Genomic DNA, 25433 nt, shown 5'->3' on the forward strand with positions numbered 1-25433 from the left:
TTAGCGCGGTGGTCCCACCTGACCCCATGCCGAACTCAGAAGTGAAACGCCGTAGCGCCGATGGTAGTGTGGGGTCTCCCCATGCGAGAGTAGGGAACTGCCAGGCATCAAATTAAGTAGTAAGCCGGTGCACTAACCCGGTGGTTACAAAAAGAATACGGTGGAGCGGTAGTTCAGTCGGTTAGAATACCTGCCTGTCACGCAGGGGGTCGCGGGTTCGAGTCCCGTCCGTTCCGCCACTTATTGAAAGCCCTGAGCATCTGCTCAGGGCTTTTTTTTCGTCCGCGCTATTATTATTGCTTGAACAGCAAAAATCCTCTGCGTTTCACGATCTTTTTCTGCATAACGACAGCAGCGATAATCTTCCTCACTTAATAACAAAATGATTTATGAGGAATGACATGACTATCCCTGCACTTGGTCTGGGCACTTTCCGTCTGAAAGACAACGTTGTTATCGCGTCGGTAAAAACTGCTCTTGAACTGGGCTATCGCACCATTGATACGGCGCAGATTTATGATAATGAAGCGGCCATTGGCCAGGCCATTGAAGAGAGCGGTATACCGCGTGACGCACTTTTTATCACCACCAAAATCTGGACCGAGAATCTCAGCAAAGAAAAGCTTATCCCAAGCCTCATAGAGAGTCTGAAGAAGCTGCGTACTGAATACGTTGATTTGACCCTAATCCATTGGCCTTCGCCAAACGATGCGGTCTCTGTCGAAACGTTCATGCAGGCACTGCTGGAAGCGAAAGAGCAGGGCTTGACCCGCCAGATCGGGATCTCTAACTTCACCATTCCACTGATGGAAAAAGCCATCGCAGCCGTGGGCGCGGAGAATATTGCAACGAATCAGATTGAGTTATCGCCCTATCTGCAGAATCGTAAAGTAGTGAGCTGGGCAAAAGAGCACGGTATCCATATCACCTCTTATATGACCCTGGCTTACGGTAAAGCGCTAAAAGATGACGTTATTGTTCGTATCGCCGACAAACATAATGCGACACCAGCTCAGATCATTCTGGCATGGGCATTAGGAGAAGGATTCGCGGTGATCCCTTCCTCGACTAAACGTGAGAATCTGGCGAGCAACCTGCTGGCGCAGGATCTTAAGTTGGATGATGAAGATAGAAAAGCGATCGCGGCGCTAGAGTGCAACGATCGTCTGGTGAGTCCGGAAGGATTAGCGCCAGACTGGGATTGATGCTGTCTGGCTCTGAACCTTTACTCAGCTCCTTCGGGAGCTGCTTTTATACGTTCACTCAGAAAATCAATGAAGGCGCGGATCCGCGTGCTTACCGCTCTGTCGCTGTAGTACACGGCACTGAAAGGCATCTCAACGGGCAGACGTTTATCTGCCATCAACTCTACCAGCTCGCCTCGGGCTATTTCTTTATCAATCATGTAGTCAGACAGACAAGCGATCCCATTTCCCTCCAGACAGAGCTGTTTTAGCGTCTCTCCGCTGTTGGAAGACAATCCACACTCAATTTCATGTAGCTGCCCGTCATGGCAGGCTAGCGGCCACGTATTCAGGGACAAAGGCTCGGTAAAACCCAGGCACATATGTTGTTTGAGATCGTTCACCGTTGCGGGTTCGCCAAATTCTTCAAGATAGGCCGGAGAAGCAATAATCTTACGATAACTTTTAAACAGAGGGCGAGCGCGGAGGCTGGAGTCGGTTAATGTACCCGCCCTAATGGCGACATCAACCTTTCTTTCAATAAGATTAATAAATGTCTCTGAGGAGACCAGCGAAAGCGTCATTTCAGGATAACGTTCACGGAAAGGTTTGATTAGCGGCATCAGGAAATGCAGCACGACCGGCGTGGCGGCATCAATGCGTAATAACCCGCGCGGTGTGTTACGGCTCTCGATGATCTCGGTTTCTGCCGCTGCCATCTCCTGCAGTATGGACTGCACCCGGCGGAAATAGCGCTCTCCCTCTTCCGTCAGGCTGAGTTGCCGCGTCGTGCGGTTTAACAAGCTGACGCCAAGCTTCATCTCAAGCTTCTTCACTGACCGACTTACTGCTGAGTTGGCTTGCCCCAGCTGCTCCGCAGCACGACTAAAGCTTCCGCTTTCGACCACGGCGACAAAGATTGCCAGCTCTTCTGAGGTTGCTTTCATTGTTGCTATTTCCGCAAAATTATATTGATACTTTGACCATTTTTGTTATTTAAGCACTAACGCATACTACGTGTCATCTTAATCCTGATGAGACGGAGTTATTATGCCACTGGCATTACTTGCCCTGACGATCAGTGCCTTTGCAATTGGCACGACCGAATTTGTTATCGTAGGTTTAGTCCCTACCATCGCCGAACAACTTGCTATTACGCTGCCTTCAGCGGGGTTGTTGGTTTCCATCTATGCGCTCGGCGTCGCCATCGGCGCGCCAGTCCTGACCGCGCTCACAAGCCGTTTGCCGAGAAAGCAGTTACTCATAGGGCTGATGGTACTTTTCACCGCCGGGAACATACTTGCCTGGCAGGCGCCAGATTATACGACGCTGGTGATTGCGCGCTTGCTTACCGGCCTGGCTCATGGGGTGTTCTTCTCGATTGGTTCGACCATAGCGACAAGCTTAGTGCCGAAAGAGAAAGCCGCATCGGCTATTGCCATTATGTTTGGCGGATTAACGGTCGCGCTGGTAACGGGAGTACCGCTGGGGACCTTTATTGGGCAGCACTTCGGCTGGCGTGAGACGTTTCTTGCGGTCTCTTTACTGGGCGTCATTGCGTTAATCAGCAGTGTGTTATTGATCCCATCAAATATTCCGGGTCGTACAGCGGCGACACTGCGCGAGCAACTGCAAGTGCTCACACACCCGCGACTGTTGATCATTTATGTCATTACCGCCCTCGGTTATGGTGGCGTGTTTACGGCGTTTACCTTCCTGGCGCCTATGATGCAGAACCTGGCTGGCTTTTCCCCCAGCGCAGTGAGCTGGATCCTGCTGGGCTATGGTGTCTCTGTCGCGATAGGCAATATTTGGGGCGGTAAACTTGCGGATAAACAGGGGGCCGTGCCAGCGTTGAAGATTATTTTTGCAGCCCTGGTGATTTTACTGATGGTGTTCCAGTTTACTGCGTCGATTCAATATGCCGCGCTGGCAACCGTTCTGGTCATGGGGATTTTTGCCTTTGGTAATGTTCCGGGCCTACAGGTCTATGTCGTGCAGAAAGCGGAGCAGTATGCCCCGAACGCAGTAGACGTGGCATCTGGCCTGAATATCGCGGCATTCAATATTGGTATCGCTCTGGGGTCGATCGTGGGCGGACAAACGGTACAGCATGCTGGGTTGGCGCAAACGCCATGGATAGGTTCCCTTATTGTTCTGGCTGCATTGGTGCTGGTTGGCATCAGCGGCCGTCTGGATAAGACCGTCAGCCCTGTTCTGAAAAATGCGTCTGAAGGCTAGTCAATCATTTGATCCTTTTGGTTTAGCGAAGTGATAGTCCTGATGAGGCATCAGGACTATCAACGGTTATGCGGCAGCTTTCATAAACCCATTAAATGTTTCTCACCCATTGCATTGAAAGTGTGACCTGAAAACCTTATAACAATAGTACCCGCCCGTTTTTTGGGCGGTCCATGAGACTGAGGCCGTTTTCAACAGTGCGAAAGAATACCTATGCCATGCGCTATGTAGCCGGACAGCCAGCGGAGAGAATTTTACCTCCGGGCTCGTTTGCGACTATCGGCCAGGCATTGCCAGCCGGTGCGCCGTTAAGCAGCGACGAAAAAATTCGCGTGCTGGTTTGGAACATTTTTAAGCAGCAACGCGCCGAATGGTTATCTGTTCTGAAGAACTTCGGTAAGGATGCGCATCTGGTGTTACTGCAGGAGGCGCAAACGACCCCTGAGCTGGTCAGATTCGCTACCACAAACTACCTGGCTGCCGATCAGGTTCCGGCCTTTGTCCTGCCGCAGCATCCCTCCGGCGTGATGACGCTTTCTGCTGCACACCCGGTCTACTGTTGTCCGCTTCGCGAGCGAGAGCCGATTTTGCGGCTGGCCAAATCGGCACTGGTCACGGTCTACCCATTGCCTGACACCCGTTTACTGATGGTCGTAAACATACACGCCGTGAATTTCAGTCTGGGCGTCGATGTCTACAGTAAGCAGTTACTCCCAATAGGCGATCAAATTGCTCACCATAGCGGGCCGATTATCATGGCCGGGGATTTCAATGCCTGGAGCCGCCCGCGGATGAATGCGCTGTATCGCTTTGCCCGTGAAATGTCACTGCGCGAAGTGCGTTTTACCGATGATCAGCGCCGCAAAGCGTTCGGTCGTCCTCTCGATTTCGTCTTCTATCGTGGTTTGAACGTGCACGAAGCCTCTGTACTGGTTACGCGCGCTTCCGACCATAATCCTCTACTAGTTGAATTCAGTCCCGGCAAACCTGAGAAGTAATGGTTCGTCAGGTCTGCCGTGGGGCAGACCTGTGCTGGTGAGGTGCTGCCCTTTCTTTTTTCTAACAACAAAGGACAGTACGATGACAACACAATCCCATCATGACAACGTAGAAAAACAGTTCGGTTCACAGGCAAGCGCTTATCTGACAAGTGCAGTACACGCGTCGGGACGCGATTTAGTGCGTCTGGGCGAGCGTCTCGCCTCATTTCCAGACGCCCAGGTACTGGATTTAGGCTGTGGGGCAGGGCACGCCAGCTTTATTGCCGCCGGGCAGGTTGCAGGGGTGACCGCGTATGACTTATCCAGCCAGATGCTCGATGTGGTTAACGCGGCAGCAAAGGAAAAAGGGCTGACCAATGTGACTACCCGACAAGGGTATGCAGAATCATTGCCGTTTGCCGAGTGGAGCTTCGACGTGGTGATCAGCCGCTATTCAGCACACCACTGGCATGACGTCGGACAGGCGCTGCGCGAGGTTAAGCGGGTACTGAAACCTGGCGGTATTTTCATCATTATGGACGTGATGGCGCCAGGCCACCCGGTACGTGATATCTGGTTACAGACCGTCGAAGCGCTGCGCGATACCTCGCACGTACGTAACTACAGTAGCGGCGAATGGTTAACGTGGATGACCGAAGCGGGATTAATAGCTCGCACGATGGTGACCGATCGCTTACCGCTGGAGTTCAGCTCCTGGATCGCCAGAATGCGCACGCCAGAAGCTCTGAGCCAGGCGATTCGACTCTATCAGCAGAGCGCATCCGCTGAAGTGAAAGCGTACTTCGAACTGCAGAGTGACGGCTCTTTTACCAGCGATACCCTTTTTGCTGAGGCGCAAAAGGCCAGCTAAATAAAAAAAGGCACCGAGGGGAATCGGTGCCTTTTTCTTTCTGCGCCTGTTATCAGGAGTCTGGCGTTGCGTTGTTTTTTACAAACAACGTCAACTGGTCGCCTGGCTGCAGGTTGTCAGTATCATCATTCCAGCGCATCACATCTTTGATATTTACGCCGTGCGTTTTCGCGATACTGGAGAGCGAATCACCTTTGCGAACACGATAGGTAATGCTATCGCTGTTGCGGGCAAGACGCTGCGCGCTAGTACCCGCCCCAACGGTCAGGTTCTGACCTACCTTCAGGTTTGAACCACGCAGATTGTTCCACTGCTGCAAATCTTTGCTGCTCACGCCGAGTCGTGAAGCGATGCCCGAAAGCGTATCGCCTGAACGAACCTTATAGCTACGGCTGCTGACCGGTGAGTTATCGGCGAGCAGGGTTGACTGCACCGCAGCGATTTCACCAGACGCCAGCGAGTTACGTAACTGTTCTGCATGCTTCTGCGGCACCAGCACGTATTTCGGACCACTGTTACCTAACGTCGAACCCTTCACGCCAGCGTTAAAGGCTTTCAGTTTCGTCACCGAGATGCCCGCCATATCGGCAACCTGCTTAAGTTCTACAGGATTGCTCAGACGCACTCTCGCCAGTGCCCGACTCTCGTCGGAAGTCGGTAACTGCACCCCATAACGCTTGCTGTTTTTGAGAATATCGCTCAAAGCCAGCATTTTTGGGACATACAGTTTGGTTTCCCGTGGCAGTGGAAGCGACCAAAAGTCCGTGGGTTTGCCACGCGCTTTATTCGCTTTCATTGCCTTCAGTACACGACCTTCACCGCTGTTGTAAGCCGCGACAGTTAGCAGCCAGTCACCGTCAAACATCTTGTTCAGACGCTGCATCATATCGAGAGCGGCCGTAGTTGAGGCGACCACATCACGACGCGCATCGTAGCTGCGAGTCTGTTTTAAACCATAATTGCGCCCTGTGCTCGGTATGATCTGCCAAATACCTGCGGCATTGGCACCAGACGTTGCGTGTGGGTCAAAAGCGCTCTCCACTATGGGTAGGAGTACCAGCTCCATCGGCATGTTACGTTTCTTAACTTGCCCGGCTATCCAGTACATATACGGCTCTGCCCGTAAAGTTACATCGTGGAGATAGCTCTTATTTCTTAAATACTTCTGTTTCTGTTCGCGTATCCGGCTGTTTTCCGGAATTCCCATCTTTAGCTCGTCGCCAATAGAGGCCCACAAGTCCTGTTCCTGCGCAAATGACGTCCCATCGTCCATCCATCGCGCCGAACTTGTAAACTTCCCTGCTTCCCCTTGACCAGCTGCAGAAAGGCTCTGTGCGTGCTGTTGTACGTTGCCAGTGTTCTGAGACGCCTGGCAACCCACAAGCAGGACAGAGGCGAGTAAAATCGCTTTTGCCTTCATGTGTGTGTCAATAGTTGCTTAAAAGACGAGCGATGATAACGACCAATTTTTGAAAAGGCAACCCGCAATTGTTAAAAGTTGTCTTTCTTAGCCCTCAACCATGCGAAACAGGCCTCAGGGTGTTGCATAGTTGTTTCTTTGTTGATTTTATCAATTAAAACAGGATCATCCGTTCGTAGAAAAACATTAACTTTACGTTCATTTTTCAGAATAACAGGGAGTGTTTTTTGGTTTTTTGCACGTAACTCATTAACTTTATGGTAGTAATCGTTTATCGCTTGATCCTCAGGCAGAATGTGTCGGGCAAACTTCATATTTGCTAATGTATATTCATGCGCACAACAAATTAACGTCTCGTCAGGAAGCGCATTTATTTTTTGGAATGATTGATACATCTGGGATGGCGTACCTTCAAAAAGTCTTCCGCAGCCGCCAGAGAACATCGTGTCACCGCAAAAAACATAAGGGAAACTGAAGAAAGAAACATGTCCCAAAGTGTGACCTGGTGTAGCAATTACGGAAAACTCCGACCCCAGTATGAGGATCTTATCGCCATCTTCTACTACGCGTGTCGTACCCTTATCTTGCGTTTCAGCGGGGCCATATACCACAAGATGCGGGAATTTAGCGCGCAGCGCCGTCACGCCGCCCACGTGGTCATGGTGATGATGCGTTAACAGAATGGCGTCAGGCTGCCACTGGTTCTCCTCAATCGCCTGCAGAACTGGCGCGGCTTCGCCGGGATCAACGATCACACAATGGTTTGTATCATCGGTCAAAACCCAGATGTAGTTGTCCTGAAACGCGGGAATACTGATAAGATTCATTTATTACCTCTGACTACGTAGCGGGTGTGTTGATGAAACCGGCAAGGATACCTCAGACAGTCTCACCACCGGAGCGATGGGCCGATTTGCCCTGGGGTGAATACTACCGCGAAGCGCTCGAGCAGCAACTCAAACCCTGGTTTGCAAAAATGTATGGTTTTCACCTGCTTAAGATTGGCAATTTAAGCGCGGAAATCAACTCGGAATCCTGTGCTATCTCGCACCAGGTGAATGTCTCTCTGGCTGGTCAGCCGCTACAAGTCAAAGCCAATCCATTGCACCTGCCTTTTGCCGAAAAGTCTGTCGATGCTTGTCTGCTGGCGCATACCTTACCCTGGTGTGGCGATCCTCACCGTCTTCTGCGGGAAGCCGATCGGGTGCTTATCGATGATGGCTGGCTGATTTTAAGCAGTTTTAACCCGATGAGTCTGATGGGGCTGCGCAAGCTGGTGCCCGTATTGCGTCGCACACCGCCCTATAACAGCCGCATGTTTACGATGATGCGCCAGCTGGACTGGCTCTCATTACTCAACTTTGAAGTGATGTATCACAGCGGTTTTCAGGTTTTACCCTGGACGCGGCGGGGCGGGAAGTTACTTAGCACGCATTTCCCGGCGCTGGGCTGCATGCAGGTCATTGTGGCGCGCAAGCGGACTATCCCGCTCACGCTTAATCCGATGAAACAGAGCAAAAGCAAAACGCCGCTGCGTCAGGCCGTGGGTGCCACCCGGCAATACCGGAAGCCTTGATCACGCCTCCGGCTGATAACCCACATCTTCATGAACCGGATTCATTGCCGCTGCCCGCGCCAGCTCATCACAGCGTTCGTTCTCTGGATGTCCCGCATGGCCTTTAACCCATTCCCAGGTAATCTGGTGCTGGCTTAATGCGGCATCAAGACGTTTCCACAGATCGACGTTCTTAACGGGTTTTTTATCTGCTGTCTTCCAGCCGCGTTTTTTCCAGTTATGGATCCACTGGGTGATCCCCTGGCGCACATACTGGCTGTCGGTGCTGAGCACCACATCGCAATGCTCTTTTAAGGCCTCCAGCGCCACGATAGCCGCCATCATCTCCATGCGGTTATTGGTGGTGAGCCGGTAGCCTTCACTGAAAGTTTTTTCATGCTCGCGATACCGGAGAATCGCGCCATAGCCGCCAGGGCCGGGATTGCCAAGGCAAGATCCATCGGTGAAAATTTCTACCTGTTTACGCATCTCTGGTAGACTTCCTGTTTTGAAACGATCGGTAAACGACAAGTCTGACATAAATGACCGCTATGAGCACTGCAATTACACGACAGATCGTCCTCGATACTGAAACCACCGGTATGAACCAAATCGGGGCGCACTATGAAGGCCACAAGATAATCGAGATCGGGGCGGTCGAGGTCATCAACCGTCGTCTTACCGGCAACAATTTCCATGTCTACCTCAAGCCAGACCGGCTGGTTGATCCTGAAGCCTTTGGCGTTCACGGTATCGCCGATGAGTTTCTGCTCGATAAGCCCACCTTTGCTGACGTCGCCGACGACTTTCTAGAATACATCACCGGCGCAGAGCTGATCATTCATAACGCATCGTTCGATATCGGCTTTATGGACTATGAGTTCAGTAAGCTTAATCGCGGCATTCCTAAAACGGATACCTTCTGTAAGGTGACCGACAGCCTGGCGCTGGCACGAAGAATGTTCCCGGGTAAGCGTAACAGCCTGGATGCGTTGTGCTCGCGCTACGAAATCGATAACACCAAGCGAACGCTGCACGGCGCACTGCTCGATGCCCAGATCCTGGCCGACGTCTGGCTAACGATGACCGGTGGCCAAACGCTGTTAAAGTTTGGCAGCGATAATGACGCACAGCAGCAGCAAAACGAAGGCGGCATTCAGCGTCTTGTTCGTCAGGCGAGCAATCTGCGGGTTATACGGGCAGGTGATGAGGAGCTGGTAAATCACGAATCACGTCTCGATCTGGTGCAAAAGAAGGGTGGGAGCTGCCTCTGGCGGGCATAAAACCTGCTTTTTTGCTGTTAATATCATCGGGTGGGCGATTTTTGCAGCAAACGATTAAAAACAAGAGAAAAAGCATTGACGGGTTCTGAGACAGACCGTAATATTCGCCTCGTTCCCAAGGGAACAACGCGGAGCGGTAGTTCAGTCGGTTAGAATACCTGCCTGTCACGCAGGGGGTCGCGGGTTCGAGTCCCGTCCGTTCCGCCACATTCAGAAGGCCTGAATCAGAAATGATTCAGGCCTTCGTCGTTTCTACTCTGTCTGTCCTTTCTATCCCCTCTCTTTCTTATCTCACTATTCCTTTTTGTTAACATTTAATTAATTTAAATGGTGCAATTTATTAACAATTGCAGCTTTTTGGTGCAATATTTGCACTGTTATTGTGCGTTTTATCGTCTGCGGGCTTTTTATTCGTTTCTCGATGTAACATTTCTGTAAAGAAATAACCCTTTTTTTATCATCATCTTATCTGAGCGATCCCAGAAATTTCCTGAACCAATACGTAATTGGTTCGTTAATTGCTTAATCATTAAGGCAATAAGTAAAAATCTATATCAATAACTTATTGTTAATAAAAATAAAGTATTGATGAAAGCAGGCGAACCAATATGGAAAAAACGTCCGGATTTCTGGCAAATTCCAGTACCGCGCTTGAGCAACTGCGCGGGCTTATCAACCAGCATGAGTCAACACCAGGCATTCCGCTGCCCACTGAGCGTGAGCTGTCGGAAAAACTCGGCGTAGGGCGACGGGAAGTTCGTCGTGCGCTGGATGTGCTGGAAGAGGAAGGGCGTATCTGGCGCAAGCAGGGCAAGGGCACGTTTATTGGCCCCGCTGCACCCGTTGAACCCTTAGCCTTGCAGGGGCTGGTTCAGCAGACCAATTTGCTGGAGGTCATGGAAGCCCGTCTGCAGCTCGAACCCGGCTTAGCCCGTCTTGCGGCACTGCGTGCCACCAGGGAAAACCTCGCGCTGATGCAGCGCATGCTTGAACGTATCGACAAGGTCAGCCCGGACGACCGCGATCTGAATGAACTGTGGGACAGCGCCTTTCACCGCGCCATCGCCGAAGCCGCAGGTAATCGCCTGATGCTTGGCCTCTTTGACGCCATCGATGCCGTCAGACGCGATCCTGCCTGGCAGCATCTGCGTGAAATGGCGCGTACGCCGGAGCGCGTCGACGTTTATAACGACCATCACCACAAAATCATCACGGCGATCATTCATCGCCAGCCCAACGAAGCTGCTGCCGCTATGCGCGAGCATCTGCTGAGTCTGCAAACCGCCCTGATCCAGGCGATCAACTTTGAGGATGCTCCCCTGCTATGACGACAATCCCTTTTAAGGAGACCGCGCCAGTACTGCGTCTGCATAATCTCAACGTCAAGTTCGCCGGCTCGCCGGTCAGCGTGCTGGACGGTATTTCACTCAGCGTTAAAGCGGGGGAAACCCTGGCGCTGGTGGGTGAATCAGGCTGCGGAAAGAGCATTACGTCGCTGGCGCTAATGGGGCTGCTCCCCTCAAGCGCGCAAATTGTTAGCGGTGAGATGCAGTTTCGACGCCATGATCTGCGCCAACTCTCGGCGCGTGAATACGCCGACCTGCGCGGCAGCGAAATGGCGATGATCTTCCAGGAGCCGATGACCTCGCTCAACCCGGCCTTTACCCTGGGCGATCAGCTTAGCGAGGCGGTCATGCGTCATCAGAAGGTTTCTAAGTCTGATGCGATGGCCGTTGCACGGCAGATTCTCGAAAAGGTGCAGATCCCGGCGGCAGAAATGCGCCTGAAATCGTATCCGCATCAGCTCTCGGGTGGCATGCGCCAGCGCGTGATGATTGCGATGGCGTTGATCAACCATCCGCGTCTGCTGATTGCCGATGAACCAACGACCGCGCTGGACGTGACTATTCAGGCCCAGATCCTCACGCTGCTAAACACCCTTAAAGACGAGACCGGCACCGCCGTGCTGATGATCACCCACGATCTTGGCGTGGTGGCGGAGGTCGCGCAGCAGGTGGCCGTAATGTATGCCGGGCAGGTGGTCGAGCAGGGGAGCGTTGAGGCGATTTTTGCCGACCCGCAACACCCGTATACCATCGGACTGATGGGCTCTATCCCTTCGATGGGGGCCCGCAAAGGCCAGCTCTCGACCATTCCTGGTGCGGTACCTTTGCCCCAATCCATGCCTGTGGGCTGTCGTTTCGCCACGCGCTGTCCGTTTGCGCAGACTCGCTGCCATAACGAAAAACCGCAGCTCAGTACGCAGGGCGCGGGCCATCAGGTTGCCTGTTTCCGCGTACCGCTTGAGCAGCACATCGCCCTGGGAGAAATTGCATGACCACACCCATTCTGGAAGCTCGCGATCTGAGCAAACTCTTCCCCGGGCCGAAAAAGCTCTTTGCCCCACAGCGCTTTGTCACCGCGGTGGATCGGGTCTCGCTCTCGGTTATGCCTGGCGAAACGCTGGCGATAGTCGGCGAGTCGGGCTCGGGTAAATCGACCCTGGGCCGTCTATTGCTACGTCTGCTGGCGGCGAGTGAAGGGCGCGTTTTTTATCAGGGCGAGGAGATCACCCATGCTTCGGGTTCCCGTCTGAACCAGCTGCGTCGTGAGTTGCAAATTATCTTTCAGGATCCCTTTGCCTCGCTAAACCCGCGCATGACGGTGGAGCAGATCGTCGGTGAGCCGCTGTGGCTGCATCAGGATATGAAAAAAGCCGATCGTCAACACCGGGTGGTGGAGCTATTAAAAACCGTTGGATTACCGGCCGCCTGGGCGGAGCGCTATCCCCACGAATTTTCCGGTGGGCAGCGTCAACGTATCGGGATCGCACGCGCACTGGCTTCGGGGCCAAAGCTGCTGCTGGGGGATGAGCCTGTCTCGGCGCTGGATGTCTCGGTTCAGGCGCAGGTGGTCAACCTGCTGGAAAGTCTAAAACATCAGCTGGGTCTGACCATGGTCATCGTGGCGCACGGCCTGGCGGTGATCCGCCACATGAGCGACCGCGTAGCCGTCATGTACCTCGGGCAGATCGTAGAGCTGGCGACGGTAGATGAAATTTTTGACGCGCCGCTGCATCCCTATACCCAGGCGTTGATTGCCTCTGCTCCGCAGATGCAGCCGGGTGCCCAGCGCGATACCCCCTTGCTACAGGGCGATTTGCCGAATCCGGCGGATCCCCCCAGCGGATGTCGTTTCCACACTCGCTGTCCTTACGTCACGGATGAATGCCGCCAGGTAGAGCCGATCGATCAGGTTCTGGAAGGTGGACGTCAGGTGGCCTGCCATCGCTGGCAGGAGATCAACCGCGATCGCAGTGTTATCCAGATAGCACCGCCATCGGCAGCCTTTTTGCGACGCCGCGCGCTGTTCGAACACGCGGCAACCCACTCCTCCCTTTCAGCCAGGAACTCATGATAATGACAATGCGAAATTCTCTTTTGACCGTACTGGGAAGTGTTATGTTGTTGGGCGCGGCGCTGCCTGCGCAGTCTGAAACCGTGCTGCGCATCGGCCTCGGGGCCGATCCCGATATGCTCGATCCTCACCTGGCGCGCACCTATTATGGCCGCTTTGTCTTCGCCTCGCTGTGCGACAGGCTGGTGGACGTGGACGAGCACCTGAAAGTGGTGCCAGGGCTGGCAAAAGACTGGACATGGAGCGAAGACGGTAAAACCCTGACCATGAATCTGCGCGAAGGGGTCACCTTCCACGATGGCGAAAATTTTGATGCGGCTGCGGCGAAATATAACCTCGATCGCGCCCTCACGCTGAAAGGTTCTCTGCGCAAAAGCGAAATCTCCTCCATCGAGTCGGTGGAAGTGAAAAGCCCAACCCAGATTGCTATCCACCTGAAGACCCCGGACGCGGCGCTGCTGATGCAGCTTACCGACCGTGCCGGCGCAATGATGGCGCCGCAAGCCGCGGCGAAACCCGACTTCGCCGCGCATCCGGTCTGTTCTGGCCCCTATAAATTTGACAGCCGCGTCTCGCAGGATCGCATCGTGCTGAGCCGTTTCGATAATTACTGGAACAAAGAGGCCTACCACTTCGACAAAATCATCTATCTGCCGATCCCGGATGCGTCGGTGCGTCTGGCGAACCTGCGCGCGGGCGATCTGGATCTTACGGAAGGCGTGGCCGCAAGCGATGTAAAAACCGTTGAGGCCGACAGCAAACTGGCGCTGGCGAAGGTCACTGGCCTCGGCTACCAGGGGATCACTTTTAACATCAATAACGGCAAGGTGCCGAAAAACGATCCGTTCCAGGATGCCCGCGTGCGTGAAGCCTTCTCACAGGCGATTGACCGCGATGCGCTGAACCAGGTGGTGTTCGAGGGACTCTACACACCAGCAAACCAGGCGTTCTCGCCAGTCAGCCCTTACCATGTGAAGGTGCCGGTGCCGCCGCGCGACGTTGAAAAAGCCAAAGCGCTGCTGAAAGCCGCGGGTGTGACCACGCCGCTGAACGTCAATCTGCTGGTGCCGAATAACCCCACCTCGCAGCAGGTAGGCCAGGTATTGCAGGCAATGGTGGCGGAAGCGGGCTTTAACCTCAATCTGCAAATGACCGAGTTCGCCACGTTACTGGATCGCCAGCAGAGCGGCGATTATCAGCTGAGCTTCTCCGGCTGGTCAGGCCGTCCTGATCCCGATGGCAGCATTTATGGCTTCATCAACAGCAAAGGCAACCTCAACGATGGGCGCTACAGCAACGCGCAGGTAGACGAGTGGCTGGCGCAGGCACGTCTGAGCAACGACCCGGCAGTACGCCAGCCGCTCTACAACAACGTCGTGAAGCAACTGCAAACCGATATGCCTATTGCCTACCTCTATTTCGAACCGCGTATTTTCGGTCTGAATAAGAACGTGCAGGGGTTCAAGCCCTATCCGGACGGTATCGTGCGTCTGGCGGGCCTGTCGCTGGCCAAATAACTGAGGGCGTGAGGAGAAACCATGCTGGAACTGATTTGCAAACGCCTGCTGCTGGCCATACCGACCTTGCTGCTCGTGAGCATGATGGTCTTCGGGCTGCAAAAGTTGCTGCCCGGTGACCCGCTGATTGCGATGGCGGGAGAGGAGCGTGACCCGGCGGTCATCGCTCAACTGCGCGCGGAGTTAAACCTCGACGCACCGCTACCGGTGCAGTATTACGACTGGCTGACCCGCGCGCTGCAGGGCGACCTCGGTGTCTCCTTACGTACCCATGAACCGGTTACCACGCTGATTGCCAGCAAGTTGCCGGTAACTCTTGAGCTGTCGCTGCTGGCGATGATCATCGCGCTGGTGTTTGGCATCAGCATGGGGATCCTTGCCGCGGTGAATAAAAATAGCTGGGTGGATCATGGGGCTAACTTCGTGGCGATCTCCGGGATCTCGATACCGCACTTCTGGCTGGGGATCCTGCTGATTCTGGTCTTCTCGGTCAATCTGCAGTGGCTTCCCGCCTCAGGCTATGTGCCCTTTAGCGAAGATCCCCTGCAGAACCTGCGCACGCTGCTGCTGCCTGCATCGGTGCTGGGTACCGGCCTGGCGGCGACGCTCATGCGCCATACCCGAGCCTCGATGATCGCGGTATTGAAGGCAGATTATATCCGTACCGCGCGGGCCAAAGGGCTGCTGCCCAACGCGGTGATCCTCAAGCACGCATTCCGCAACGCGCTAGTGCCGGTGATCACCCTTACCACGCTGTTGTTTGGCGAGTTGCTGGGCGGGGCGGTCCTGACCGAACAGGTCTTCACTATTCCAGGCTTCGGCAAAATGATCGTCGATTCTGTCTTTAACCGCGACTACGCGGTAGTGCAGGGCGTGGTGCTAATTGTGGCTATCGGCTTCCTGATGCTGAACCTGCTGGCGGACGTCCTCTACGTGCTTATCAACCCGAAAATGCGAGGTTAATTATGGCGGAACTGACTACTCAATCCGTTGCGGCCGTCACCCCCCGCGCGCAGAACCGGGTGCTGAAAAAATTTCTCGCCAACAAAAGTGCGGTGATAGGGGCAGTGGTTGTCGGGATCTTTGTCCTGATTGCGCTGCTGGCACCCTGGATTGCCCCGTTCGATCCGGTGAAAGCGAACTTCCTCGCGGTCCGTAAGCCGCCGTCGGAGCTGTTCTGGTTTGGCTCCGACGAACTGGGGCGCGACATTCTGTCACGCATCATCTGGGGCGCGCGTACCTCGCTGATGGCGGGCTGTGTCTCGGTGGTGATTGCGGTGGTTATCGGCGTCCCGCTGGGGCTGGTGGCGGGCTACTTTCAGGGGATCTGGGATGGCGTCATCTCCCGTTTTATCGAGGCGCTGCTGGCCTGCCCGTTCCTGATCATGGCTATCGCGCTGGGGGCGTTTTTAGGCCCGAGCCTGACCAACGCCATGATCGCCATCGGTCTTTCGGCGATGCCGATTTTTGCTCGCCTGACGCGTGGCCAGGTGATCGCTATTCGCAACGAAGAGTACATCGACGGCGCGCGGGCAATCGGCCTGCCGGACCGTTGGATCATCATCAAATACGTGCTGCCAAACGTGATGTCGCCGATTCTGGTGCAGGCCACGCTGGCGATTGCTTCAGCGATTATTGCCGAAGCCAGCCTTTCGTTTTTGGGGTTGGGCCAGCAGCCGCCAAACCCCTCCTGGGGCTCGATGTTGAATACGGCAAAAGGTTTTCTTGAACAGGCGCCCTGGATGTCTGTTTTTCCCGGGATCGCCATATTCCTGGCGGTGCAGGGCTTTAATTTACTCGGTGACGGCCTGCGCGATGCGCTCGACCCGCGCCACGACTAAGGAGTCATGATGACCAAAGCGCTTGATTTTACGACCGGTTACGATTCTCGCCGTCCGGCCATGATGGGACATAACGCGGTGGCTACGTCACAGCCGCTGGCGGCGCAGGCAGGTATGCGTATGCTGCAACTGGGCGGTAATGCGGTCGATGCCGCGGTCGCCACCGCCATGGCGCTGACCGTGGTGGAGCCAACGGGTTGCGGCATCGGCAGCGACGCCTTCGCCATCATCTGGGATGGCGAAAAGCTGCATGGTCTGAACGCCTCCGGGCGCTCGCCGGCCAGCTGGCATGCGGATCTCTTTGCCGGGAAAACCGCCATGCCCGAGCTGGGCTGGGATGCAGTAACCGTGCCTGGCGCGGTCTCCGGCTGGGTCGCTCTGGCAGAGCGTTTCGGCACGCTGCCCCTCACCACGCTGGCACAGCCTGCCATTGAATATGCGCGGAATGGCTTCCCGGTATCGCCGCTGATTGGCCATCTCTGGCAGCGCGGTTACAACAAACTAAAAGATCAGCCCGGCTTTAGCGCCTGCTTCGCGCCGGAAGGCCGCGCGCCGCGCGTGGGGGAGATCTTCCGCAATCCAGCGCAGGCGGAGTCGCTGGAGCTGATTGCCAAAACCAATGGCGAGGCCTTTTACCGGGGCGAGCTGGCAGAGAAAATTGCCGCCTTTGCAACCGAGCATGGCGCACACCTGACGAAAGACGATCTTGCCAACCATCGCGTGGATTGGGTGGAGCTGCTGTCACGTGATTTTGCCGGCGGTTCCGTTCAGGAGTTACCGCCTAACGGGCAGGGCATTGCGACGCTGATCGCGCTGGGCATTCTGGAGCAGTGCGGCATTGAGAAGCATCACCCGGACTCCGTGCAGTCGCTGCACCTCTCCATCGAGGCCATGAAGCTGGCACTGGCGGATCTTGACCGCTATGTGGCCGATGAAGCGCATATGGAATTTGCCGCCAAAGAGCTGCTGAGTGACCATTATCTGAAATCACGCGCCGCGCTAATCGACCCGGATAACGCCTCTGACTTTGTCTACGGTTCACCGACCCAGAGCGGCACGGTCTATCTTTCTACGGCCGACGCCAGCGGAATGATGGTCTCGTTCATCCAGTCTAACTTTATGGGCTTTGGCTCAGGTGTAGTAGTGCCAGATACCGGTATCAGCCTGCAAAACCGCGGTTGCGGCTTTGTGCTGGATCCTAAACACCCGAACACGCTGGCGGGCAGCAAACGTCCGTTCCACACCATCATTCCTGGCTTTGCGATGGACGGCAACGGGAAACCGCTGATGTCCTTTGGCGTGATGGGCGGGCCGATGCAGGCGCAAGGGCATATGCAGATGGCGCTGCGAATTATGCTGCACGGCCAGAACCCGCAGGCCGCGATCGATGCGCCGCGCTGGCGCGTAGTGCAGGGCAGGGAGGTGATCGTCGAATCCACCTTCGATCGCAATACCATCGCCGCGCTGCGTGCGCGTGGGCATCAGATTGTGGTGGAGGATCCGCTGCAAGAGTACAACTTTGGCGGCGCACAGGTGATCTATCGCCTGCCGGAGGGGCACTATGTTGCCGCGACGGAGAGCCGCAAAGATGGGCAGGCGTTAGTGAGTTAGTGACTGTCCTTAGGGGGGGAAGGAACGGCATTGCACGGTTCCCTCCCCCCTTTGGAGAGAGGGTCAGGGTGAGGAGAACTCACTCAATACGAAACGGATCCGCATCCTGCCAGGCAGGGAACTTCTCCCGATACTCTTTTAACGCCGTTAGCGAGAGCTCAGCGTCAATGCGCGTCGCCTGATGTGGCTCGGCGGTGGCAATGATCTCGCCCTGCGGGCTCAACACCCGGCTATCACCACGATAATGGTGACCATTGCCGTCGGTGCCTACCCGGTTACATCCCGCGACCCAGGCCTGGTTTTCAATGGCCCGCGCGGTCAGCAGAGCCTGCCAGTGCAGCGAGCGCGGAGCGGGCCAGTTGGCAACATACAGCGCAAGGTCATAATCGTCGCGGTTACGTGACCAGACCGGGAAGCGCAGGTCGTAACAGACCAGCGGCAGAATACGCCAGCCGCGCCACTCAAACACCACGCGCACGTTACCCGCCTCGTAATGCTGATGCTCATCGGCCATTCTGAAGAGGTGGCGCTTGTCGTAGAAATGCACCTGACCTTCCGGCTCCACCAGCAGGAAGCGGTTTACCGGGCCACGTTCAGTTTGCAGGGCAGCGCTGCCTGCGATCAACGCGTTGGCTTGCTGTGCCTTTGCCTGCATCCAGGCCAAGACCTCTTCCTGTGCCAGCGATTTTGTCGCGGCTTCCATGGCAAAGCCGGTGGTAAACATCTCCGGCAACACAATAATATCGCGACCGGAAATCGCCTCCAGCTGACGATCAAAATGACGCAGGTTGGCAGGGCCATCCATCCAGACTAAGGGTTGTTGTAACAGCGTAATTTTCAAACCAGGCACAGTTAAGACTCCTCACAGGACCGCATCAAAACACTGTAGCACGAGGTCCGGCGAAATGGGGGCAATAAAAAACCCCGCACGGGGCGGGGTTTGTCGGTCCGATTTGGCTTACGCCGCTTCAGGCTTGCGGACCTTCTCCGGCAGCTTTACCGGCTGGGTCGCCAGCTCTTCAGCATCGAAATCATCAACGTTGATACTGCGCAGACGACTCTCTTCCGCTTTCACCAGCACAGCCGCTTCATCCGGGGTGATGATCCCACCCGCCATCGCCTGCTGAGCCAGTTCATCCAGACGGGTAAACGGCAGGTTTTTGCCCAGCTGTTTACAGATTTTCTGGTGAATCGGGTCGGCCGCCATGACATCCAGCAGCGCCTGTTCCAGCAGACCGACCGGGTTATGCTCCGTCGGGGCCAGATACTGACCGCGGCCGATACGGGAGCGGGTTGCGCTCGGTATTTGCAGGATCTTCGCCACTTTATGATCCAGCTTATCGCTCGGCGCCAGGTAGTGACGTCCGGTCGGGAAGATCACCACGCGCAGGGCACCGGCCACAAAGCGGTTCGGGAAGTTCGCCAGCAGATCATCAATGGCCTGTTCTGCCTGATAAAGCGCATCCTGTACGCCCCAGTGCACCAGCGGCAGATCCGCTTCATGACGGCCTTCATCGTCGTAGCGTTTCAGTACCGCCGAGGCGAGGAAGATCTGGCTCAGCACATCGCCCAGACGGGCTGAGATGCGTTCACGACGCTTCAGGCTTCCGCCCAGCACGGCCATGGAGACGTCCGAGAGCAGCGCCAGGTTAGCACTCAGGCGGTTAAGGTGCTGGTAGTAACGTTTAGTGGCATCGCCGGTTGGGGTGGCACTGGTGAGACCGCGCGTCAGACCCAGCCAGAAGCTACGCATTTCGTTGCTTCCCACGTGACCAATATGTTTAAAGAAGAGCTTATCGAACGCGTCGAGATCGTTGTTCTGCGCCGCCGCCATCTCTTCCAGCACATAAGGATGGCAACGAATCGCCCCCTGGCCGAAGATCATCATGCTACGGGTCAGAATGTTTGCCCCTTCTACGGTGATGGCAATAGGCGCACCCTGATAGCCTCGCGCCAGGAAGTTGCCTTCGCCGAGCATAATGCCTTTACCGCCTGCGATATCCATCGCATCAATAATCGACTGCTGCGCACGGTGGGTACAGTGATACTTCACAATCGCCGACAGCACCGCCGGTTTTTCGCCGAGCATGATGCCGTAGGTAATTAATGATGCCGCGGCGTCCATCACGTAGGCATTGCCTGCGATACGCGCCAGAGGCTCTTCGATACCTTCCATCTTGCCGATGGCAATTTTGAACTGACGGCGGATATGCGCATAAGCACCAATCCCCATCGCCACCGATTTCAGGCCACCGGTAGAGTTCGACGGCAGGGTAATACCACGCCCGACCGACAGACACTCCACCAGCATACGCCAGCCCTGACCGGCCATTTTCGGACCGCCAATAATGTAATCAATCGGGACAAAGATATCCTGCCCGCGCGTCGGCCCGTTCTGGAACGGCACGTTCAGCGGGAAGTGGCGGCGGCCAATTTCAACGCCAGGCGTGGAGGTCGGGATCAGCGCACAGGTAATGCCCAGCTCTTCATCACCGCCCAGCAGTTTGTCCGGGTCAGAGAGTTTAAAGGCCAGCCCCAGCACGGTGGCGATAGGTGCCAGCGTGATGTAGCGCTTGTTCCAGGTCAGGCGCATACCCAGCACCTGCTCACCCTGCCACTCACCCATGCAGACCACGCCGGTATCCGGAATGGCGCCCGCATCGGAGCCCGCTTCCGGACTGGTCAATGCGAAGCAAGGGATCTCCTGGCCACGGGCCAGTCGCGGCAGATAGTGATTTTTCTGCTCTTCCGTACCGTAATGTTGCAGCAGCTCACCCGGGCCTAATGAGTTAGGTACCCCGACGGTGATCGCCAGGATGCCCGAAACCCCGGCCAGCTTTTGCAGCACGCGGGCTTGCGCGTAAGCCGAGAACTCCAGACCGCCGTACTCTTTTTTGATGATCATCGCGAAGAAGCGATGTTCTTTCAGATATGCCCACAGCTCAGGCGGTAAATCGGCCATCTCATGGGTGATAGCAAAGTCGTTTGCCATGCGGCACGCTTCTTCTACCGGGCCATCGATAAAGGCCTGCTCTTCTGCGGTCAGACGCGGCTGAGGATAGTTGTGCAGTTTTTTCCAGTCCGGCTTGCCCTGGAAGAGGTCACCTTCCCACCAGGTGGTGCCGGCGTCGATTGCCTCTTTCTCTGTACGGGACATCGGCGGCATCACTTTACGGAAACCGCGGAATACCGGGGCAGAGATCATCGACTTACGCATCGACGGTAAATTGAATGGCAACAGGATGATGGCCAGCGGCAGTACTACCCAGATATTCCACAGGCCAGCTAACCCCAGCGCTGCAGTCCAGGCCAGTAAAATCAGGCTGCTCAGCAGCAAATTGACGCGGTGATAAAAGAGCGCACCGATCAGAACAACGGTTGCGATAAGACTCAAAATCATCATAAAGAAAAGCTCCCTTGCTTGTAGGAGGTCTGACCACTTGTGATGATATGGTTGTAGTGGATGTCACTTCTTTTAGCAATGTGTTTACAAAGTAATTACAACCTGGTTCACATTGTTCATGTTTTACCCGGCACAAAAAATCAAAACCGCCGACGAATCGTGTGGCTTTAGCTTCTCGCTTTTCGCGCTATCCGTTACACTCGCACTGTTATTTCATCAATACTGAAGGATTATCCTCATGTACCAGGATCTTATTCGTAACGAACTGAACGAAGCGGCGGAAACGCTGGCCAACTTTCTGAAAGATGAAGCCAATATCCACGCTATTCAGCGCGCGGCGGTCCTGCTTGCCGACAGCTTTAAAGACGGCGGTAAGGTGCTCTCTTGCGGCAACGGTGGCTCACATTGTGACGCCATGCACTTCGCCGAAGAGCTGACCGGTCGTTATCGTGAAAACCGTCCGGGCTACCCGGCGATTGCGATCTCCGACGTGAGCCACATCTCCTGCGTGAGCAACGACTTTGGTTACGACTATGTCTTCTCTCGCTATGTTGAAGCGGTGGGGCGTGAAGGGGATGTTCTGTTGGGCATTTCCACGTCTGGTAACTCCGGTAACATCATCAAAGCGATTGAAGCGGCCCGGGCGAAAGGGATGAAAGTCATCACCCTGACCGGTAAAGATGGCGGCAAAATGGCCGGCACGGCGGACATCGAGATCCGCGTTCCTCACTTTGGCTATGCTGACCGCATCCAGGAAATTCACATTAAAGTGATTCATATCCTGATTCAGTTGATCGAAAAAGAGATGGTTAAGTAAATCTTCGCCGGGGGCATCATTGTCCCCGCTGTTGTGGAGGTCATGTATGTGCGAACTGCTCGGGATGAGCGCCAATGTGCCAACCGATATCTGCTTTAGTTTTACCGGGCTGGTGCAGCGCGGAGGAGGGACCGGGCCGCATAAAGACGGCTGGGGTATTACCTTCTATGAAGGCAAAGGCTGTCGCACCTTCAAGGATCCACAACCCAGCTTTAACTCACCTATAGCCCGTCTGGTGCAGGATTATCCGATAAAATCCTGCTCAGTGATTGCCCACATTCGCCAGGCAAATCGCGGCGAAGTGGCGCTGGAAAATACCCACCCCTTTACCCGCGAGCTCTGGGGACGCAACTGGACTTACGCGCATAACGGGCAACTGTCGGGCTATAAATCGCTGGAAACCGGCAACTTCCGCCCGGTGGGCGAAACCGACAGCGAAAAGGCTTTTTGCTGGTTATTGCACAAACTGACCGAGCGCTACCCGCGCACGCCAGGCAATATGACCGCGGTATTCAAATACATCGCCTCGCTGGCCACCGAGCTACGTGAGAAAGGGGTATTTAATATGCTGCTGTCGGACGGGCGTTACGTCATGGCGTTTTGCTCTACCAACCTCTTCTGGATCACCCGTCGGGCGCCGTTCGGTGTGGCAAAGCTGCTGGATCAGGATGTGGAAATTGATTTTCAGACCGAGACCACACCCAACGATGTGGTCACGGTGATCGCCACTCAGCCGCTGACGGGCAATGAGTCCTGGCAAAAGATCATGCCAGGAGAGTGGGTCTTATTTTGCCTCGGGGACCGCGTAGTTTGACGCCAGCTGTGGATGAACCACTTCGTGGCTAAGCGGCTTGCTGACCACATAGCGGCCATCCACGACTGATACGGTCGGCGGCTTACGCGTTTGCTGGAAGTAGTCATAGCCCGGTTTGAGCTGTTTCCAGAAATCGGCGTAATAAGAGTATTTATGACGCTGCATATTGGCATCGGTCATGCGGAACGGATAGATACTCACCTGAACGCCAGGCTGGCCAAACACCAGTGCGCCGGTCACAAACTGGAAGATCTCATCAATTCCGCTGTCGGTCATGGCGTAGCAGCCAACTGAGACGCAGGCACCGTGGATCATCAGGTATTTGCCGTCATAACCATGCGCACGGTCGTACTGATTCGGGAAGCCGATATTGATCGCTTTATAGAAGCGGCTATCGGGTTTGAGCTGGCTGCGCTGCACGGTATAGAACCCTTCCGGACTCTTAAAATCGCCCTGACGCTGTTTCGGACCAAGACCGCCGGAATAGTTACAGATTTTGTAGCTGTCGAGCAGCTGATACGTCTCACCCATCTTCACGTAAAGATCGAGCGTCCGCTCCTCTTTAAAGATCTGGATATAGACAGGGGACCCCATCAACTGCTGCTTATACTCTTTGCTGACCGGCGTTGTCGAGCTATCGCTGCTAAGCAGCCCGGCAAATGACACGCACGGAATCAGAAGCATCGCAATGAACAATGCGATTTTGCGCATACTACATGTTCCTTGATAAAACTAAACCAACTTGCCAGGACGGCAAAAGAGACCCGAAATCAGATTTATCTGCATTTAGGAGCGCTCACATTAGCACCACTGGAGTTTTTCGCAAGATCCAGGGCGCGGGTTTACAAAATAGTTTTACGTTATAGCCCATCTCGTCTGCGATGGCTGTGAAAACTTTGCGCATTAGCTCGCATTTTAGTGCCCGGGACGCCGCAATTCCTGCCGCCTGAACCCGGGAAATGGTACACTTCGGCAGCCTTAAGACCGAAGGATTAGAAAGGATGCTTTTCTCAGGAGTTGGCTCAACTCCGCCGCTTATCCGGGTGCCTCAACCCTCCCTTTCTTCCTGTGTATCGATTATTGACCCGTCTGGCTTGTTGGCCGGTCAGGTCGTTTATGGGTATTGCTAACACTATGATAAGAATCAAAAAAGGACTTGATTTGCCGATCTCCGGCATTCCAGTGCAGCAGATCTCTCCAGGCTCGCGCCCGCATCATGTCGCTGTTCTGGGGGATGACTACGTGGGGATGCGGCCTGCCATGCTGGTACAGGAGGGGGACAGCGTTGTAAAAGGACAGGCGCTGTTCGAAGATAAAAAGAACCCGGGCGTGCTCTTTACCGCCCCGGCCAGCGGCACCGTGGTGGCTATTCATCGCGGCGAGCGGCGCGTTCTGCAATCGGTGGTGATTCGCATTGAGGGCGACAGCCAGCGTGAGTTCGCCCACTACCCGCTCGCTGAGCTGCCAACGCTCAGTCGTTCGGCAGTGCAAGCGCAACTGTTGGCTTCTGGTCTCTGGACGGCGCTACGCACGCGTCCTTACAGTAAAACGCCGGTTCCCGATACGGTCCCGGCAGCCATTTTCGTGACCGCTATCGACACCCATCCCCTGAGTGCTGACCCGCAGCCGATTATTCTGGCCCAGCGTCAGGACTTTGATGCCGGGCTAACGGTACTGACGCGTCTGACCGACGGGCGGGTACATGTCTGCCAGGCCAGCGGCGGGAAGCTGGGCGGTCATGCACAGGGGCAAGTGACCTTTAATGCGTTTGCTGGCCCGCATCCGGCCGGGCTGGTGGGTACGCATATCCATTTCCTTGAGCCGGTGAGCCTGACAAAACAGGTCTGGCATCTCAATTATCAGGATGTCATCGCCATCGGTAAGCTCTTTACCACCGGGGTGCTCTCCAGCGAACGCGTGATCGCGCTTGGCGGCCCACAGCTGAAAACGCCGCGACTGGTGCGTACCGAACTGGGGGCCGATCTTAACGAACTGCTGGCCCAGGAGACCCTGGATGGGGAAAACCGTCACATCTCCGGTTCGGTGCTGAGCGGCAGAAATGCCACAGGTGCGCAGGCATACCTCGGGCGTTTTCATCTGCAGGTCAGCGTCGTGCTGGAAGGGCGTGAAAAAGAGCTTTTCGGTTGGGTGATGCCGGGCGCGGAGAAGCATTCCGTCACCCGCACCACCCTGGGCCATTTCCTGCGTAAAAAGCTGTTTAATTTCTCGACGTCTACCCATGGTGGCGAACGTGCCATGGTTCCCATCGGCAACTACGAGCGAGTAATGCCGCTCGATATTTTGCCCACTCTGCTGCTGCGCGATTTGCTGGCCGGTGATACCGACGGCGCGCAGGCGCTGGGCTGCCTGGAGCTGGATGAAGAAGATCTGGCGCTCTGTACCTACGTTTGCCCAGGAAAATACGAATATGGACCGGTGTTGCGCGAGGTATTAACCCGCATTGAGCAGGAAGGATAAC

At 55.2% G+C, this 25433-nt stretch carries 22 protein-coding genes, 2 tRNA genes, 1 rRNA gene and 1 pseudogene; 19 read left to right on the top strand and 7 right to left on the bottom strand.

Going from position 1 to position 25433, the window contains the following annotated elements; all coding sequences use genetic code 11:
- From rrf to dkgB, 3 genes are all read left to right on the top strand, one after another.
- Positions 1–106: ribosomal RNA gene (gene rrf / locus WFN75_RS00005) — 5S ribosomal RNA — on the top strand; the annotation flags it as partial.
- 56 nt (positions 107–162) lie between these two features.
- Positions 163–239, top strand: a tRNA-Asp gene (locus WFN75_RS00010).
- A gap of 162 nt (positions 240–401) precedes the next feature.
- Complete coding sequence (gene dkgB, locus WFN75_RS00015; RefSeq protein ID WP_212477147.1) at positions 402–1205, top strand: 2,5-didehydrogluconate reductase DkgB; 804 nt, start codon at positions 402–404, stop codon at positions 1203–1205.
- A gap of 20 nt (positions 1206–1225) precedes the next feature.
- On the opposite strand, the gene yafC is transcribed toward dkgB, so the two are convergent.
- Positions 1226–2131, bottom strand: a complete 906-nt coding sequence (yafC, locus tag WFN75_RS00020) for a DNA-binding transcriptional regulator YafC (protein WP_212477146.1) — start codon at positions 2129–2131, stop codon at positions 1226–1228.
- Positions 2132–2234: 103 nt separating this feature from the next.
- Between yafC and WFN75_RS00025 the strand changes: the two genes are divergently transcribed.
- The 3 genes from WFN75_RS00025 to WFN75_RS00035 all read left to right on the top strand — a co-directional run bounded on the left by WFN75_RS00025 (position 2235) and on the right by WFN75_RS00035 (position 5276).
- Positions 2235–3425, top strand: coding sequence for an MFS transporter (locus WFN75_RS00025; RefSeq protein ID WP_212477145.1), 1191 nt, complete (start codon positions 2235–2237; stop codon positions 3423–3425).
- 197 nt (positions 3426–3622) lie between these two features.
- A complete protein-coding gene (locus WFN75_RS00030; protein ID WP_046886696.1) occupies positions 3623–4423 on the top strand; it encodes an endonuclease/exonuclease/phosphatase family protein in 801 nt (266 codons plus the stop codon).
- Positions 4424–4505: 82 nt separating this feature from the next.
- Complete coding sequence (locus WFN75_RS00035; protein ID WP_336995397.1) at positions 4506–5276, top strand: class I SAM-dependent methyltransferase; 771 nt, start codon at positions 4506–4508, stop codon at positions 5274–5276.
- Between the two features lie 52 nt (positions 5277–5328).
- On the opposite strand, the gene mltD is transcribed toward WFN75_RS00035, so the two are convergent.
- Positions 5329–6696: a murein transglycosylase D gene (gene mltD, locus WFN75_RS00040; protein WP_207293040.1), complete on the bottom strand. Its 1368-nt coding sequence runs from the start codon at positions 6694–6696 to the stop codon at positions 5329–5331.
- A gap of 71 nt (positions 6697–6767) precedes the next feature.
- On the bottom strand, positions 6768–7523 hold the full coding sequence (gloB, locus tag WFN75_RS00045; protein WP_336995398.1) for a hydroxyacylglutathione hydrolase: 756 nt from the start codon (positions 7521–7523) through the stop codon (positions 6768–6770).
- A gap of 32 nt (positions 7524–7555) precedes the next feature.
- On the opposite strand from gloB, the gene WFN75_RS00050 reads away from it, so the two are divergent.
- Positions 7556–8272 (top strand): class I SAM-dependent methyltransferase, encoded by a 717-nt coding sequence (locus tag WFN75_RS00050; RefSeq protein WP_212477132.1) that lies wholly within the window; start codon positions 7556–7558, stop codon positions 8270–8272.
- Here the strand turns inward: WFN75_RS00050 and rnhA are convergent.
- Positions 8273–8849 (bottom strand): annotated as a pseudogene (rnhA, locus tag WFN75_RS00055) (ribonuclease HI).
- On the opposite strand from rnhA, the gene dnaQ reads away from it, so the two are divergent.
- The 9 genes from dnaQ to WFN75_RS00100 all read left to right on the top strand — a co-directional run bounded on the left by dnaQ (position 8803) and on the right by WFN75_RS00100 (position 17920).
- Positions 8803–9534, top strand: coding sequence for a DNA polymerase III subunit epsilon (gene dnaQ / locus WFN75_RS00060; protein ID WP_040077050.1), 732 nt, complete (start codon positions 8803–8805; stop codon positions 9532–9534). The pseudogene rnhA and the gene dnaQ sit on opposite strands and share 47 nt — an antisense overlap.
- 130 nt (positions 9535–9664) lie before the next feature.
- Positions 9665–9741 (top strand) — tRNA-Asp (locus WFN75_RS00065).
- Between the two features lie 401 nt (positions 9742–10142).
- Complete coding sequence (locus WFN75_RS00070) at positions 10143–10862, top strand: FadR/GntR family transcriptional regulator (RefSeq protein WP_286809857.1); 720 nt, start codon at positions 10143–10145, stop codon at positions 10860–10862.
- On the top strand, positions 10859–11872 hold the full coding sequence (locus tag WFN75_RS00075; protein WP_286777525.1) for an ABC transporter ATP-binding protein: 1014 nt from the start codon (positions 10859–10861) through the stop codon (positions 11870–11872). The genes WFN75_RS00070 and WFN75_RS00075 overlap by 4 nt, the downstream gene beginning before the upstream one ends.
- Positions 11869–12951, top strand: a complete 1083-nt coding sequence (locus WFN75_RS00080) for an ABC transporter ATP-binding protein (protein ID WP_040077046.1) — start codon at positions 11869–11871, stop codon at positions 12949–12951. Before WFN75_RS00075 ends, WFN75_RS00080 begins: the two co-directional genes overlap by 4 nt.
- Before the next feature lie 2 nt (positions 12952–12953).
- Positions 12954–14468: an ABC transporter substrate-binding protein gene (locus tag WFN75_RS00085; RefSeq protein ID WP_336995399.1), complete on the top strand. Its 1515-nt coding sequence runs from the start codon at positions 12954–12956 to the stop codon at positions 14466–14468.
- A gap of 21 nt (positions 14469–14489) precedes the next feature.
- Positions 14490–15431 carry an ABC transporter permease gene (locus WFN75_RS00090; RefSeq protein ID WP_040077043.1) on the top strand — a complete coding sequence of 314 codons (942 nt, stop codon included), beginning with the start codon at positions 14490–14492 and terminating at the stop codon, positions 15429–15431.
- A gap of 2 nt (positions 15432–15433) precedes the next feature.
- Positions 15434–16309 carry an ABC transporter permease gene (locus WFN75_RS00095; protein WP_212477124.1) on the top strand — a complete coding sequence of 292 codons (876 nt, stop codon included), beginning with the start codon at positions 15434–15436 and terminating at the stop codon, positions 16307–16309.
- 9 nt (positions 16310–16318) lie between these two features.
- A complete protein-coding gene (locus WFN75_RS00100; RefSeq protein ID WP_336996212.1) occupies positions 16319–17920 on the top strand; it encodes a gamma-glutamyltransferase family protein in 1602 nt (533 codons plus the stop codon).
- A 79-nt stretch (positions 17921–17999) separates the two neighbouring features.
- Here the strand turns inward: WFN75_RS00100 and WFN75_RS00105 are convergent, their stop codons facing one another.
- A complete protein-coding gene (locus tag WFN75_RS00105; protein WP_336995400.1) occupies positions 18000–18770 on the bottom strand; it encodes an amidohydrolase in 771 nt (256 codons plus the stop codon).
- A 108-nt stretch (positions 18771–18878) separates the two neighbouring features.
- Positions 18879–21323 (bottom strand): acyl-CoA dehydrogenase FadE, encoded by a 2445-nt coding sequence (gene fadE, locus WFN75_RS00110; protein WP_040077039.1) that lies wholly within the window; start codon positions 21321–21323, stop codon positions 18879–18881.
- 238 nt (positions 21324–21561) lie between these two features.
- Between fadE and lpcA the strand changes: the two genes are divergently transcribed.
- The gene (lpcA, locus tag WFN75_RS00115; RefSeq protein ID WP_040077038.1) at positions 21562–22140 is read left to right on the top strand and encodes a D-sedoheptulose 7-phosphate isomerase; all 579 of its coding nucleotides are present in this window, start codon (positions 21562–21564) and stop codon (positions 22138–22140) included.
- 46 nt (positions 22141–22186) lie between these two features.
- Positions 22187–22954, top strand: coding sequence for a class II glutamine amidotransferase (locus WFN75_RS00120; RefSeq protein ID WP_040077037.1), 768 nt, complete (start codon positions 22187–22189; stop codon positions 22952–22954).
- Here WFN75_RS00120 and dpaA read toward each other — a convergent pair.
- A complete protein-coding gene (gene dpaA, locus WFN75_RS00125; RefSeq protein WP_040077036.1) occupies positions 22925–23665 on the bottom strand; it encodes a peptidoglycan meso-diaminopimelic acid protein amidase in 741 nt (246 codons plus the stop codon). The genes WFN75_RS00120 and dpaA overlap by 30 nt on opposite strands.
- Before the next feature lie 423 nt (positions 23666–24088).
- Between dpaA and WFN75_RS00130 the strand changes: the two genes are divergently transcribed.
- On the top strand, positions 24089–25432 hold the full coding sequence (locus tag WFN75_RS00130) for a Na(+)-translocating NADH-quinone reductase subunit A (RefSeq protein WP_212477121.1): 1344 nt from the start codon (positions 24089–24091) through the stop codon (positions 25430–25432).
- Position 25433 lies beyond the last annotated feature (1 nt).

This window comes from Leclercia sp. UBA7405 (genome assembly GCF_037152215.1).
In the GTDB taxonomy this organism is placed as follows: Bacteria; Pseudomonadota; Gammaproteobacteria; order Enterobacterales; family Enterobacteriaceae; genus Enterobacter; species Enterobacter pneumoniae.